Raw genomic sequence first — 14,596 nt, 5'->3', positions numbered from 1 at the left:
GCGATTAGATTATTCGCGAAGTATCCATATTTAAGAAAGAAGAAGTTGTGGGGTAATCATTTCTGGCAACGTGGTTACTTTGTGGATTCGGTAGGAGCGAATGAGGAAATAATTAGGCGATACGTGCGGCATCAAGACAGACAAGAGAAGGAAGAGGCCGAGCGTCAATTACAATTGAACGTTGATTAATAAATAAGCCCCCTTATAGGGGGCCAATCAAAGCCACCTTCTATGAAGGTGGATTCTTTATTCTTGCGGGGATGCTTCTTCAGCGCCCGAACTTTGCCGGGACGCTCTGCTATCAGCCATTCCACATTAGTATCTTCTAGCTCTTYGCGTTTTTCTGCGCCTTGATAACCAGCATCRCCAGAGATGAATTCCTCGTCGCCATGCAACAGATTTTTCAACTGGTTCAAGTCATGTTCATTGGCGGCGGTTGTCACCAGCGTATGGGTGAGGCCACTCTTTGCATCCACGCCAATGTGAGCTTTCATACCGAAGTGCCATTCATTGCCTTTTTTAGTCTGATGCATGTCCGGGTCACGTTCATTCTTTTTATTTTTAGTGGAGCTGGGTGCTTGAATAATCGTGGCATCTACCAATGTTCCTTGCGTCATCATCACACCGCAATCCGACAGCCATTGATTGACCGTTTGGAATAACTTACGAGTGGTCCGGGTCACGTTCATTCTTTTTATTTTTAGTGGAGCTGGGTGCTTGAATAATCGTGGCATCTACCAATGTTCCTTGCGTCATCATCACACCGCAATCCGACAGCCATTGATTGACCGTTTGGAATAACTTACGAGTGAGTTTGTGTTTTTCCAGCAAGTGCCGGAAATTCATAATGGTAGTGCGGTCAGGAATGGCTTTATCCAGTGACAGTTGTGCAAACTGACGCATCGAAKCAATCTCGTAAAGCGCATCTTCCATCGCCTCATCACTCAGACTGTACCATTGCTGCATACAGTGAATGCGGAACATCGTTTCCAGTGGATAGGGACGACGACCATTGCCCGCTTTTGGATAAAAGGGCTCAATCACTTCCAGCAGTTGAGTCCATGGTAATAGGTTGTCCATCCGAGATAAGAAAATCTCTTTACGGGTCTGGCGGCGCTTGCTGGAAAACTCACTATCGGCAAAAGTTAACTGTTGGCTCATGGGCGGTAATGGCTGATCGTTTCCAGTGGATAGGGACGACGACCATTGCCCGCTTTTGGATAAAAGGGCTCAATCACTTCCAGCAGTTGAGTCCATGGTAATAGGTTGTCCATCCGAGATAAGAAAATCTCTTTACGGGTCTGGCGGCGCTTGCTGGAAAACTCACTATCGGCAAAAGTTAACTGTTGGCTCATGGGCGGTAATGGCTGTGATTTACTATGTAGCTATGATCTCACATCAGGGACTTATTCGCATCTTCCCTAATAGGCAGGTTACTAATAAAGCACGTCGCCAGTAAGCATGTCGCTAATAGGCACGTCGCTAATAGGCACGTCGCTTAAATGTTTACCGCGTCTCAGTTGAGATAGCGCCGGCTACCCGCGCCTTGAGTACCGGCAGTAACTCTTCTTCGAACCAGGGGTTACGCCTAAGCCAGAGGTTATTGCGCGGGCTGGGATGAGGCAGTGGCATGATGTCAGCGCCATGGTGCTGCCAGCCTTGTACGCAGGCGGTTACGCCGCCACTGCCTTTGCCAAAATGATAGGCCTGGGCATATTGGCCTATCACCAAGGTGAGGCGAATATCCCTAAGGTGCGCCAACAATTGCTCACGCCATGCTGGCGCGCATTCGGCCCTGGGCGGCAGATCCCCTGAACTACCCTTACCCGGATAACAAAACCCCATAGGAACGATGGCAAATAGCTTAGGATCGTAAAACTGCGCCCGGCTCACGCCGAGCCAGTCCCTGAGCCTGTCACCGCTGGCATCGTCGAAAGGAAGCCCGCTGGCTGCTGCCCTGGTGCCCGGCGCCTGACCGACAATCAGCACCCTGGCGTCCAATGCCGCCTGCAAGACAGGCCGCACCTTGTGGCTAAGGTGCGGCTGGCAGATCTGACAACGGGCAATACGTTTAAGCAGTTGATCTAAGGTTTCCATTCCGGCTCCGACTCACATTCACCTGCTCAGTATAAGGCCGAATACCCTAGCCGGGCGACTCTTTCGCTAGACGCTGCCTTTTACACCCAACATCTGCCACTTAAAATCTATCGATACGATAAGGGGTCATATCCACGCCGGAGCGCTCCCCTTTTATCGTGTTGGCAACGAGCGATGCGCTAAAGGCGGCCCAAGTTAGGCCCAAATGTTGGTGGCCAAAGGCAAAGAATACCCTGTTACTCTTGGGCGAGGCGCCCAGCACGGGTAGAGAATCGGGCAAGGATGGTCTAAAGCCCATCCAGCGCTCACCTTGGGCAATTTCCGCTCCCGCCAACACATAGGGCAGCAGCGCCTTGGCATGGGGCAGCAAACAATCGGCCCTGGCATCGACCAGGGGCGCCTTGAGCCCACCAAACTCGACTGTACCGGCTAAACAGGTTCCCCGGCGCATGGGCGTGATGATGAACTTACGCTCGAACGACGCCACCGGGCGCTGTAAACGGCTCTGCTGGGGCATCATCAAATGATAGCCGCGCTCGGTTTCCAGCGGTACCTTAAAGCCAAGCTGACGAGCCAGGGGGTTAGACCAGGCGCCGGCGCTGAGTAGCAGCTTATCGCTGGATAAAGTCTTGCCGGCCGCAGTAGCCAGTCGGACTCCCTTATCGGTGAGCGCTACATCCTGCACCTCTCCGATGACTAACAGACCGCCAAGCGCGATGAAGCGCGCGGCCAGGCGCTCACAAAGCAGTGCGGGATCCGGTGTATGTCCAACCTCGGTAAACCACAGGCCATGAGTGATCTCAGCGCTAAGCTCAGGCTCCAGGGCCCTCACCTCGTCACCGCTGAGTAGCTTAACCGCCACCCCGGCATCACGATAGCCTTGGTACACCCGCTCAACTTGACTCAATGGCGTCTGCTCAAACACCAACAGGCTCCCCGCCAACTTGAGCAGTTCCGGGCAACCACACTCGTCCACCAGCTGCTGCCAGGCCCCTATGCTGACCTGGTTCAACGCCTTGATGGCCGCCGAGTTATAGGCGCGCCTGGCGGGCAGCATATTAATTAGAAAACGCATGAACCAGGGCAAGGCCTTGAAAAAATAACGCGGCTGAATACGAAATGGCCCAAGAGGATCCAGCAACATGCCGGGCAACTTTGGCAGCATGGCCGGATCGGCCAGCGGAAAGACCTGTTCGGTGGCGAAATGGCCCGCGTTGCCAAATGAGGCGCCTGCGGCGACACCTTGTTTATCGATAAGGCGCACATTAAAGCCTGCCTTTTGCAGGGCGATAGCGTTGGCAAGACCTATAACACCTGCGCCTATCACGCTGACATCTACGCCCTCGTTGACGACGCCATCTCGCGATACCCCATCGCAATCTTTCGCGGGCATTTGAAATGATTGGCTGGTCATCTGAGCATAAACCCCTGCTGAAACTTATCCTTAGGATCTAGCATAAACTCATGACGTCCTGTGATAAAGGCGCGTCCACTCACCTCAGGGATCACCGAAGATTTACCATGAAAATCAACCAAGTCCAGCGCCGTCACCGACATGGCGCCATCGACGATACTCTCAATTTTTAAGCGATCGCCCAGGCCCACTTCTCCTTTGGCCTGCAGCAAGGCGATACGACCGGCCACCCCAGTGCCTGTGGGCGAGCGATCCACCTCGCCATCGGCAAAGACGCACACGTGGCGTGAATGCGCATCTGTCGAGGTGGTTTCATTCGAGGTAAAGATCGTACCGTAAAGGAAACCCAAATCTTCCTCCAAGGGATGCACCAAAGGATGCTGCACCATCACGGCATGCTTGATGCGCCGCCCCCAGTCGATAAGCTGCGCCACATTATCTGGTGCGCAGCTTAGTCCCAAGGCATCGGCATCGACATAGGCGTAGTAGGCGCCGCCAAAGCCGATGTCGTAGCCCACCTCTCCTATGCCATCGACGATTACGCTACAACCGAGCGCCTCGGCCCAGGAGGGCACATTACGAAAGCTCACCTTGAGCTCGCCCGCGCCATCGCGACAGGCCCAGGCATGAATAAGCCCGGCCGGCGCATCTATCTTTATCTCCCTTGGCGTATCGCCCAGCGCTAAGGTGCCCGTCTCCACCGCGACCGTGACTAACGCCAAGATGCCATGACCACACATGCTGCTATAGCCTTCGTTATGCAGAAACAACACGCCGAAATCGGCACCTGGAGTAATGGGCGCGGTAATGATGGCGCCATACATGTCGGCGTGCCCCCTGGGTTCGTGCATCAAGAGTTTACGATAATGATCCAGATGCGCCGTGAGGTAGCGACGCTTGGCCAAGATAGTGTCGCCAGGAATCTCGGGATAGCCCTCCAGCAAGATACGCAGCGGCTCGCCTTCGGTGTGGGCGTCGAGGGTCTTAAATCGGGTACAAGATTCCAGAAAGCTAGGACTTAAATCTAATAGGCGCATTGAGACTTCCTTTGTTATTGTTTGTATGCAATATATAGTATTTACCGGTGAGAGATAAAAACATAAATAGCGGCAATCTCACCAAGGGGCTTTTCTTCCCCTCAAAATTGTATACAATATACTATAGTTTTTTGGTAAACGCCAAAACTTGATATCACTTTTTTAGCCGCGCGCGTTGCACGGCAATATCTATAGAGGTCTGAACATGAAAGTAAACTGGCAAGGTGTATTCCCAGCAATTTCTACCCAATTTAATGACGACGGTTCGATTAACTATGAGTCGAACGCGAGAATGCTGGAAGACCTCATTCGTGACGGTATCGACGGGGTAATTGCCCTGGGCACCATAGGTGAAAATGCCTCCCTGTCTGCCGAAGAGAAGCGTGAATTTATCAAGCACACTGTAGAGACGGTCAATGGCCGTATTCTGGTGCTGTCTGGCTGCACCGAGAACACGGCGCAGCAGGCAGCCAGCTATGCCCAAGATGTCGAGGCGCTTGGCGTCGACGGCTTGATGCTACTTCCCGCCATGATCTACCGCGGCACAGACCGCGAGGTGATCGCCCACTACCAACATGTGGCGCGCTCGACCAAGTTGCCTATCATGATCTACAACAATCCTGTGGGTTATGGCGTCGACATCAACCTTGAAATGACAGCCATTCTGGCCGAAGAGCCAAACATAGTCGCCATCAAGGAATCGACCACAGATACCCGCCGCCTCACCGAACTACAGAGCCGCTTCGGCGATCGTTTCAATATTCTTTGCGGCGTTGACGATATCGCCCTGGAGAGCATTTTGTTGGGCGCCACGGGTTGGATCTCTGGCCTGACCAACGTCTTCCCGAGAGAATCTGTTACCCTGTTTAAACTGGCCCGCGCCGGCCGTATCGAAGAAGCCCGTGAGATCTATCGCTGGTTCATGCCACTGCTTCGCCTGGACACGATTCCGACGCTGGTACAGTGCATCAAGTTTGCCGAGCAGATCGTCGGCCGCGGCAGCGAAAATGTGCGCCTGCCTCGCATGACCTTAATTGGTGAAGAGCGTGCCTATGTGGAAAAGGTGATGGCCGAGGCATTGGCGACACGCCTGGATCTCGACAAATATAACCTCAACTAATTTCAGGGGAGTATGGCATAGATGTTAAAAGGTACCTTCTTTTGCGTCGATGCTCATACCTGCGGCAACCCGGTCCGTTTGGTCACCAGTGGCCATCCGGATCTCGAGGGTCGCACTATGAGCGAAAAGCGCCAGCATTTTCTGGCGCAATATGACTGGATCCGCAAGGCGCTGATGTTTGAGCCTAGGGGCCACGACATGATGTCTGGCGCCTTCCTCTATCCCCCCTGTAGCGACAACGCCGATGCGGCCATCTTGTTTATCGAAACCAGCGGCTGTCTGCCCATGTGTGGCCACGGCACCATAGGCACCATCACGGCGGCGTTGGAATCGGGCCTGTTAACCCCCAAAACCCCAGGGAAACTCACCATAGACGTCCCCGCCGGTCAGATACGGGTCGAGTATCAGCAGACAGGTGCCAAGGTCGATTGGGTCAAGATATTTAACGTGCCCGCCTATCTGGCGCACAAGGATGTGGTGCTCGACATTCCCGGCCTCGGCCCACTCAAGATAGATGTCTCCTACGGCGGTAACTATTACGCCATCGTCGACCCCCAGGCTAATTTTCCCGGCCTGCGCCACTGGGGCGCCGGTGACATCCTGCGCTGGAGCCCTATCGTACGCGAGATTGCCCACAAGGAACTTAGCTGTATCCACCCGGACGATCCCACGGTCAACGGCGTCTCCCATGTACTCTGGACCGGCGATACCATCAGCCAGGGCTCCAATGGCGCCAATGCCGTCTTCTATGGCGACAAGGCGATTGACCGCTCGCCATGTGGCACTGGCACCAGCGCGCGCCTGGCACAGCTCTACAGCCGCGGCGAGTTAAAGGTCGGCGATGAATACACCCACGAGAGCATCATCGGCAGCCAGTTTGTCGGTCGCATCGAGGCCGCCACCAAGGTAGGCCAATTCGATGCCATCAAGCCCAGCATCAAGGGGTGGGCGCGGATCACGGGCCACAATGCCATCACGGTCGACGATGACGACCCCTACGCCTTCGGCTTTCAGGTGATCTAAAGGCCAGCAATAAGCACAATAGCAAGGACAAGAGAAATGACATCAAGCATCAGCAACAGATTAACCGGCCAACATTACATTAATGGCGAGTGGCAGGGCGAAGCCAACGCCTTTAATAGCTTTAACCCCGTCAGCAATAGCCCTATCGATTGGTCATTTGCCTGCGCGAGTAAGCAGCAGGTCGAGCAGGCCACACAGGCGGCTAAGCAGGCCTTTAATAGCTATCGTAACAAGAGTGATAGCGACCGCGCAGCCTTTCTCAATGCAATCGCCGACAATATAGAGGCCGATCGTGAGGCGATTATCGAGGCGGCTCACCTTGAGACCGGCCTGCCGCTGGCCAGACTGCAGGGGGAAACCGGGCGCACCTGCGGCCAGCTGCGCCTGTTTGCCCAGAACCTGCTTAATCCTATTGAGCAATCGATTGCCGACATGGCACAGCCCGAACGTCAGCCATTGCCAAAGGCCGATACCCGACTTGGGCGGGTCGCCCTGGGGCCGGTAGCCGTCTTCGGCGCGTCAAACTTCCCGCTGGCGTTTTCTACCGCAGGAGGCGATACCGCCTCGGCCCTGGCCGCCGGTTGTCCGGTGATCGTCAAGGGTCACCCAGCACATCCCGCCACCACCGAGCTGGTGACCCAGGCGATAGACAAGGCCATTAAGGCCTGTGACATGCCCGCCGGGGTATTTGGCCTGCTGCAGGGCCATACGCCTGAGGTCTCAACCCTTCTGGTTGATGCGCCAGCGATTAAGGCGGTCGGCTTTACCGGCTCGCTTAAGGTTGGTCGTATCCTGGCCGATCGCTGCGCCGCGCGCCCAGAGCCTATCCCCTTCTACGGCGAGCTAGGCTCCACCAACCCACAGTTTCTGCTTCCCGGCATACTCGAGGCTCAAGCCGAGACACTTGCCGAGACCCAGGTACAATCTATGATGATGGGTCACGGCCAGTTCTGCACCAGCCCTGGGGTGATAGTCGCCATCAAGGGCGAGGCCTTAACCCGCTATTGTGACAGGCTCAGCCAGACCCTGGCGGAGCAAGGCGCCAGCGCCATGTTGACACTTGGTATCGCTAAGACCTACCAGCAGCAGACGGAGGCGCTACTGGCTCGCCCAGCGCTTACCCTACTCGCTCAAGGCAAGGCGGCCGAGGCCAGCCATCATACCCGCCCGGCGGCGGTTAAGCTTGATGCAGACGTGTATCTCGCCGACGACAGCCTGCAGCAGGAGGTCTTTGGGCCTTTCGCCTTAGTGGTCGAGTGTGAGGATGCGCATCAGATGCAGGCCGTTGCCGAACAGCTCGAAGGGCAGCTTACCGCCACGCTTCATGGTAACGACAACGACTGGGCCCATGTCCATAGCCTGGTCGATGCCATCAGCCATCGCGTCGGTAGGCTCATCTTCAACCAGATGCCCACAGGCGTCGAGGTGTGCCACTCGATGAACCATGGTGGCCCCTACCCGGCCAGCACCGATAGCCGCAGCACCTCGGTGGGCAGCATGGCAATTCACCGCTGGATGCGACCCATCTGCTATCAGAACATGCCCGCGGCATTATTGCCCGACGCACTAAGAGACGATCAAACACTCCTAAAGCGCTTCTAACAGGCATATTAAATAAAGGGAAACCACGGTTTCCCTTTATTTATAGTGCTATAAGCGGTAATCTTATGCGGATCACATATAATAACGAAAAGACATTACGGGAACTATGAGCCGAACAACTCCAATCGTTCATAAAACGCGCACCCAGGTCGTGGTGGAAGTCTTAAGAGAGAAAATCCTTTCAGGCGAAATTGCCGCCGGCGAACCTTTACGCCAGAGCGCCTTAGCCGAGGCACTGAACGTCAGTCGTATCCCGGTCAGAGAAGCCCTGCTGCAACTCGAAGCCGAAGGACTCGTAAAGTTTGAAGCCCACAAGGGCGCTACCGCCACCGAATTGTCGGTCGATCAGGTTACCGAGCTGTTTGAGCTAAGAGCCCTTATCGAAACCGATCTGCTTGCCAAGGCGATCCCGAACCTCGATGAGGAGATGCTGGCACAGGCTCAGGGTTACCTGGATGAACTGGAGGCAGCCTTCCAACAGGAAGACGCCGTGAGCAGCTGGAGCGAACTCAATACCAAGTTCCATTCCTGCCTGTATCAGGCGGCCAATCGTCCTCATACCATGGAAGTGGTACACGGTCTAAATACCAACTGTGATCGCTACATTCGTCTACAGCTACTGCTGGCAGGCGGCATTCCCAGAGCGGCGCAAGACCACAGAGACTTGCTGACCTATTGTCGCAATCAAGAGATCGACAAGGCCGTCACGCTGCTGAGAGACCATATATTACATGCAGCCAACGCCATACGTGAGCTTGTTGCCCAACAGGTGAGCTAAATCACTGTAGCTTGCTTGACTTATTGCTAGGCTTATTAGATTAGTTTGATAAGGCAGAGCTGATGTACTCTGCCTTTTTATTTTTGAGAGAATATTCAGATGCAGTACGCCACCATTACCGGCTGGGGAAAATGTGTTCCCCCCGCAACGCTTACCAACCATGATCTTGCCACCTTTATCGATACTTCCGATGAATGGATTAAGCCGCGTACTGGGATCAGTCAGCGACACATCAGTCATGTCGACACCTCTGAACTGGCAACCGTCGCCGCCCAGCGCGCACTGGCCGCTGCCGGCATCAAGGGCGATGAGATAGATCTTATCATTCTGGCCACCGCCAGCCCAGATACGCTGATCCCCAACATCGCCTCTACCGTGCAGGCCAACATAGGTGCCAGCTGCGGCGCGTTCGATATCAACGCCGCCTGTAGTGGTTTTCTCTACGGCCTGGGTCTGGCCAGCTCGCAGATCAAGAGCGGTCAGTCGAAGAAAGTCTTGGTGATCGGTGCCGAGCGTCTCTCCTTCTACCTAGACTGGTCACGTCGTGAAACTGCCGTACTTTTCGGTGACGGCGCAGGCGCCGTGGTTGTCGAAGCCACAGATCAGCCTGGCGGCGTGTTGGGCTATGAGCTCAATAACGACCCTGCCGGTCGCGATATCCTAAAGGCGGGCTTTGGTACCGCCATGGACAGATTCAACGCCGCATCACTGGATTTCTATATCGAGTTCAACGGTCAGGAGATCTTCAAGCGTGCCATCGCTGGCATGGGCAAACTCAGCAACACAGTGCTGGAGAAGTGCGGCGTCGATAAGGATGACGTCGATCTGGTGATCCCGCATCAGGCGAACGAGCGCATTATCGATACCCTGATCAACCGCATGAAGATCCCGAAAGAAAAGGCTGTGGTCAACATCGCCAACTACGGCAACACCTCTGCGGCCACGATTCCTATCGCTATCTGCGATGCGCTGGAGAAGGGACTGATCAAGCCAAACCAGACCATACTGTCTTGCGCCTTCGGTGCCGGCCTGACCTCTGCGGCAGTGCTGTTCAAGTGGGGCGAGCGCGTCACGCCAATCAGCGAGTCTGATGCCGAGTTACCACCTTGCGATAAAACCGGTATCGAGCTGGTAGAGCGCGCCGTAAAATACTTCTGCGGCGAGTAATCGCTAAACAGAAATAGAAGATGCCGACATGATGTCGGCATTTTTTTGTCCAAAGGTGTAAGAATTTCCATTGGCCTAACGCAATCGGCCCTTGCCACTGCCCCTAGCTTAATCAGCCCAGGCTCACTCTTCTGGCTTACTCACCCCAGGCTTAATCCCCGCTGGCGTAATCAAGCTTCTTAATCTGACCCATCTCAATCAAGCTCTGGTCGTTAAAGCTTAGCCCTTTAAAACTTAGCTCTTTAAAGCTTAGGAATAGCCGCCTCATCCCAATAGATGGCCTGGGCGAAATGGCGAGACAGCAGACGGTTAAACTTGTCGAAACTCGAGATGCTCAGCTCTTCTCCGGTGAGACACGACCAGACGAAACGGTGACAGTTATTATCGAAGAGATCATAGTCGCGATACTGATAGAGGGTCTGCTGCGCCCTCGCCAGCACAGATTCACCGATTAATGGCCTATGCTGATGGTCACAGGCGACGAAGATACGACTGCCCGTGCGTCCGGCGAGAAAACGCCTCGATGACACAGGCCGAATAAGCCCGCTGCCGTGAAGCTCTAGCAGGGTGTCATCACCAAGCCAGATCCCGGTATGCTCTATCACCCCGAAGACGAAGCAGCACACCAGGGCGCCAGGCTTAGGCGCCACCTTGACCTCACCAAGATGCAATATGCTGGGCGATAGCGGACTCACCCGCTTATCATCGGCCGCCTTAGGCGCACGGCCAAGTCGCCTGTCTAAGGTTAACTGCTTTTGTTTCTGCTTGGCATCGGCGATAAAGGCTGCCCCCAGGGCGGCCCCACCGAGCCAGAGTAAAGGAAGCGCCATGATAATCCTCTCAACCTTAGCTCACCCCTTGTCGGACGCCTAAAATGCTATACATCCAACATACTGTCTCTATTGAGATAATGGCGAAAACTAGCTAAAGATAAAGGCGCAAAATGTAACCAAGTATATTCTTGCCACACGAGATTAGGCCAGCAGCTCGGCAATCTTCACCTTATTGGCACCGCCCATCGCCGCCACCTGCGCCAGCAAGAGTTCACCACAGGCGAGCGCATCGATGAGCGCATTATGGGCCGCATACACGGGCAAACCATAGCGGGCGCGGCTACGACCGAGACGCAGACTCCCCTCTTGCAGATGCTCGTGTTGTCTGAGCAGGCGCCGCTTCTCAAGCTGCAGGGTATCTATGGCAAGCAGGCGCGTCTTCTCCCCTAGAGAAGCCTGCAGCCCCGATTGTAGGAAGGCGAGATCCAACGGCGCGTGATGGGCCACCAATACCTTGCCTTGACTCACAGTTAGAAACCAGGCCATCGCTTGCTCGGGCGTCAATGCCGCATCCAGATGCGCATCTAAGATGCCATGTATGGTGGCGCTTTGTCCCACGCTGCCCTCTATCTGCACCAGCTTGTGCTGTGCCTCGCTCAGAATAAGCTGCCCCCGACGAATAGGCACCACGCCGATACTCAAGATCTGATCGAAGTTGGCATCGAGCCCCGTCATCTCGAGATCGATGGCCAGCAGTTCAGCCTCCATGAAAGACTCATCAATAACCGGCATCAATGACTGCAGATAGCCCTTGAGCATGGCATCTTTTACCATCAGGGCTCGCCAACAGAGCTGTGATCTGATCTTAATGCCTGCTAGCACCTAGAAGCTCCGGGTAAATTTCAGCTTTAAGCCCGCCTGCGCGTCATGTACCACCTTGAAGGCGTCGCGCAGCTGATGACGCACCAGGGAGGAGAGCTGTTGTGGCATCAAATAGTTAGTGAGGGGCTGATTATGGGTATATTGAAAGCCCTGGTTTGACAGGCGCATGTGGGCGATAAATTCATGCGCGTCGGCGAGATTCAGGGCATCTTTGCGATTGATGATGTTCTGCTCCATCAAGAGACGGATGCGTTTGGCGGTATTGACCTCACTGATCCCAGCCGACAGGGCGTAGATTCTGGCGATATCATTGATGAGGGCACTGCCCTTATGCTTGAGATCTATCCCCTTCACCTCCTGACCGTCGCGCTCCAGGACAAACTTCTTGAAGAAGCCCAGCGGCGGCGACACCTGCAATGCGTTGCCCGCCATGCCCGCGAGGAAGATGTCGTTATCCTTGGTGGATTCCAGCACCTGAGACTGCAGCCCCTCGAACAGGCTCGACGGCCCATAGACGCAGCGCATATCGAAGAAGATACTGGCATGCATCAAGGCCTTGGGCTCGGGATGCTCGACCCAGTTGGCAAACTTCTGCTGCCACTGTTCCAGAGTAAGCCGCCACTTAGGGTTCTGCGCCATGATGTCTCCTGGGCAGTAGACATAACCGCAGCGATCCAGCCCGGCGCAGACCGCCTTGGTCAGCGCCTCGAAATAGCCCTGGGCATGTTCATCCATCTCATGGGCCAGCAACAGGCCATTGTCCTGATCCGAGCAGGCCGCCTGATCCTGGCGCCCCTGAGATCCAAACGCCAGCCAGCAAAATGGCATGGGGGCCTGACCGAGGATCTGCTGATTAAGCACAATAAAGCGCCGGGTCAAGGCATCGGTAACTGAGGTCAGTACCCGGCCTATCTCTTCGGCCCTGGCGTCGGCGCTGATCAGGTTTTGCAGCAAGAGCGGGATCTGCTTGGAGACATGGATAAGGCTCTCGAGATCCTGCTGACGCTCTATCTCGCCGATCAGCAGCAGGGGCTGCGAGCTCTGCCCGCGCAAGATATCTGTGCTGGTGATCACCCCGCTCGGCTTGCCCTCATCCATGATGGGCAGATGATGAATATTATGCTGGCTCATCAATAACATGGCCTCGAATACCAGGGCATTGGCACTCAGGGTGGTCGGATTGACCGTCATCGCCTGATGCACAGGCAGGCTACCATCGAGGGACTCGGCCAGCACGCGATTGCGCAGATCTCTGTCGGTCAAAATTCCGGCCAACTTATAGTTATCGATAACGAGCACTGAAGAGACCCTGTTATCCCGCATCAGGCGGGCGGCGTCGCTGACACTGGCATTGATATCCAGACACAGGGGCTGCTTGGACATCAGGCTGCTGACCCTGTTGGTCGAGCCAAGTTCCTTGGCCTTGAAGCGCCCCTGATGCCGCAGACGTTTGGCAAAGGCGCGGTTGAAGAAGCGGTCGAACTCGCGGCTCTCGCTTCTCAGTTGATTAAAGGTTTCAGGATCCAGGTGATACACCAGGCCATCTTCGAGGATCTGCACCCGGTTACTCACTATCTCGCCGGAGAGCAGCGAGGGAAAACCGAAGAAATCGCCGTCACCGAGACGGTCAATGAGATCGCCATCTTCGCCGCGCACCTCGAAGGCACCGCTGCGGACGATATAGAGCTGGGGATTGTCGGCATCCAACGGGACATAGACGGAGGAGCGACTGTAGTAGCCGACGCTCAGCGCGCGGCAGCATCGCTCCAAGGTCTTCTCGGATAAGCTGTCAAACGGCGTCAGCTGGCCTAAAAATTGGGTAATAGGTTGCAGTTCGCTCGCGTCCATAATCTCTCTCTAGCTAGGGTCGGCGTCTCGCCCTCAAGACTCATCCTAGGGCCTGTTGATCTTTGCCGTTTTATTCACTATAGCCTTAACAAACAAACTCTTGCTATACGACTAAAGGCCAGCCAGGCACCTAACGACGCCTGGCGATGATAAAGAGATCCACATCCCCGCGCTCCATATAGTCCTGGCGGTGGCAGCTTTGCAGCTCAAATCCGGCCGTATTTAAGATACGGGTGAGTCGCTCGCCGCAGTGATAATAGATAAAGGCCTGATCGCCGCTACTGGAGGTCTGCATCGCCGAGTCATCATAGTCGCCCTCCATGGTGCTCAAATAGAGCAGACCACCAGGCTTAAGCCGCTTCGCCATCGCCTCGATCAAGGCCTTCGTCTCGTGTTTGTCTAGGTAAGGCAGGCAAAATCCGCACACTATGGCATCAAACATCTGGGGTAAACGATCGATTGCCATACAGTCCATTACCTCAAACTGCGCGCTTGGGTTATTCTCCCTTGCCAGACTCACCATCTGAGGGGCTAGGTCTGTGCCTAAGTAATCGAGCTGAGGGCGACGCGCCAACAGATAGCGGGCGATGTTACCCGGCCCGCATGCCAACTCCAATACCCTATCCCGCTCACCGAGTAACTCGCTAAACTGATCATAGGTGGGCTCATAAAGCGGCATCTGCATATATTTGTCCTGATACTGGCGCGCCAGCTTATTGAATGTCGCCACAGAGATTTGATAGTTACTCACACCGACTCCCGCTCATCTTAGTTAATCATCCTTTCACAGAGACTGCCAGATAAGCACTCGCTAAATCAATTAGATATAAAATAAAAAAAGGGAGCGCACTGCGC

13 protein-coding genes and 3 pseudogenes are annotated in these 14,596 nt (G+C 54.9%); 6 read left to right on the top strand and 10 right to left on the bottom strand.

The genetic code is table 11. The annotated features are described in order from the left end of the window. On the top strand, positions 1 to 189 hold a 189-nt coding region (locus L1D47_RS18870; protein ID WP_239886383.1), incomplete at its 5' end, for a transposase. A 56-nt stretch (positions 190 to 245) separates the two neighbouring features. Here L1D47_RS18870 and L1D47_RS21210 read toward each other — a convergent pair. From L1D47_RS21210 to L1D47_RS18845, 6 genes and pseudogenes are all read right to left on the bottom strand, one after another. Further along, a pseudogene (locus L1D47_RS21210) lies at positions 246 to 662 on the bottom strand (IS5 family transposase); the annotation flags it as partial. A 10-nt stretch (positions 663 to 672) separates the two neighbouring features. Next, a pseudogene (locus tag L1D47_RS21205) lies at positions 673 to 1,161 on the bottom strand (IS5 family transposase); the annotation flags it as partial. A gap of 14 nt (positions 1,162 to 1,175) precedes the next feature. After that, positions 1,176 to 1,355, bottom strand: a pseudogene (locus L1D47_RS18860) (IS5/IS1182 family transposase); the annotation flags it as partial. Between the two features lie 151 nt (positions 1,356 to 1,506). Continuing rightward, positions 1,507 to 2,097, bottom strand: coding sequence for a uracil-DNA glycosylase family protein (locus L1D47_RS18855; RefSeq protein ID WP_239886382.1), 591 nt, complete (start codon positions 2,095 to 2,097; stop codon positions 1,507 to 1,509). A gap of 100 nt (positions 2,098 to 2,197) precedes the next feature. Beyond that, complete coding sequence (locus L1D47_RS18850) at positions 2,198 to 3,490, bottom strand: FAD-dependent oxidoreductase (RefSeq protein ID WP_239886384.1); 1,293 nt, start codon at positions 3,488 to 3,490, stop codon at positions 2,198 to 2,200. Between the two features lie 17 nt (positions 3,491 to 3,507). Next, the gene (locus tag L1D47_RS18845) at positions 3,508 to 4,548 is read right to left on the bottom strand and encodes a proline racemase family protein (RefSeq protein ID WP_239886381.1); all 1,041 of its coding nucleotides are present in this window, start codon (positions 4,546 to 4,548) and stop codon (positions 3,508 to 3,510) included. A 205-nt stretch (positions 4,549 to 4,753) separates the two neighbouring features. On the opposite strand from L1D47_RS18845, the gene dapA reads away from it, so the two are divergent. From dapA to L1D47_RS18820, 5 genes are all read left to right on the top strand, one after another. Beyond that, complete coding sequence (gene dapA / locus L1D47_RS18840; RefSeq protein ID WP_041509510.1) at positions 4,754 to 5,668, top strand: 4-hydroxy-tetrahydrodipicolinate synthase; 915 nt, start codon at positions 4,754 to 4,756, stop codon at positions 5,666 to 5,668. A gap of 21 nt (positions 5,669 to 5,689) precedes the next feature. After that, positions 5,690 to 6,691, top strand: coding sequence for a 4-hydroxyproline epimerase (locus L1D47_RS18835; RefSeq protein ID WP_239886380.1), 1,002 nt, complete (start codon positions 5,690 to 5,692; stop codon positions 6,689 to 6,691). A gap of 36 nt (positions 6,692 to 6,727) precedes the next feature. Then, positions 6,728 to 8,293, top strand: a complete 1,566-nt coding sequence (locus L1D47_RS18830; protein WP_239886379.1) for an aldehyde dehydrogenase (NADP(+)) — start codon at positions 6,728 to 6,730, stop codon at positions 8,291 to 8,293. A 106-nt stretch (positions 8,294 to 8,399) separates the two neighbouring features. Further along, complete coding sequence (locus tag L1D47_RS18825; RefSeq protein ID WP_239851183.1) at positions 8,400 to 9,071, top strand: GntR family transcriptional regulator; 672 nt, start codon at positions 8,400 to 8,402, stop codon at positions 9,069 to 9,071. Between the two features lie 99 nt (positions 9,072 to 9,170). Then, positions 9,171 to 10,238: a ketoacyl-ACP synthase III gene (locus tag L1D47_RS18820; protein ID WP_239886378.1), complete on the top strand. Its 1,068-nt coding sequence runs from the start codon at positions 9,171 to 9,173 to the stop codon at positions 10,236 to 10,238. A 242-nt stretch (positions 10,239 to 10,480) separates the two neighbouring features. On the opposite strand, the gene L1D47_RS18815 is transcribed toward L1D47_RS18820, so the two are convergent. The 4 genes from L1D47_RS18815 to L1D47_RS18800 all read right to left on the bottom strand — a co-directional run bounded on the left by L1D47_RS18815 (position 10,481) and on the right by L1D47_RS18800 (position 14,492). Further along, positions 10,481 to 11,068, bottom strand: a complete 588-nt coding sequence (locus L1D47_RS18815; RefSeq protein ID WP_239886377.1) for a lecithin retinol acyltransferase family protein — start codon at positions 11,066 to 11,068, stop codon at positions 10,481 to 10,483. A gap of 144 nt (positions 11,069 to 11,212) precedes the next feature. Next, positions 11,213 to 11,845: an exonuclease domain-containing protein gene (locus L1D47_RS18810; RefSeq protein ID WP_239886376.1), complete on the bottom strand. Its 633-nt coding sequence runs from the start codon at positions 11,843 to 11,845 to the stop codon at positions 11,213 to 11,215. Between the two features lie 48 nt (positions 11,846 to 11,893). Next, positions 11,894 to 13,741: a DUF294 nucleotidyltransferase-like domain-containing protein gene (locus tag L1D47_RS18805; RefSeq protein WP_239886375.1), complete on the bottom strand. Its 1,848-nt coding sequence runs from the start codon at positions 13,739 to 13,741 to the stop codon at positions 11,894 to 11,896. A 130-nt stretch (positions 13,742 to 13,871) separates the two neighbouring features. Continuing rightward, the gene (locus L1D47_RS18800; protein WP_239886374.1) at positions 13,872 to 14,492 is read right to left on the bottom strand and encodes a class I SAM-dependent methyltransferase; all 621 of its coding nucleotides are present in this window, start codon (positions 14,490 to 14,492) and stop codon (positions 13,872 to 13,874) included. Positions 14,493 to 14,596 lie beyond the last annotated feature (104 nt).

The sequence above is a fragment of the Shewanella sp. Isolate7 genome (genome assembly GCF_022398425.1).
In the GTDB taxonomy this organism is placed as follows: Bacteria; Pseudomonadota; Gammaproteobacteria; order Enterobacterales; family Shewanellaceae; genus Shewanella.
Note: the sequence above shows the minus strand (reverse complement) of the source record. Positions and strands in the feature narration are given on the sequence as shown.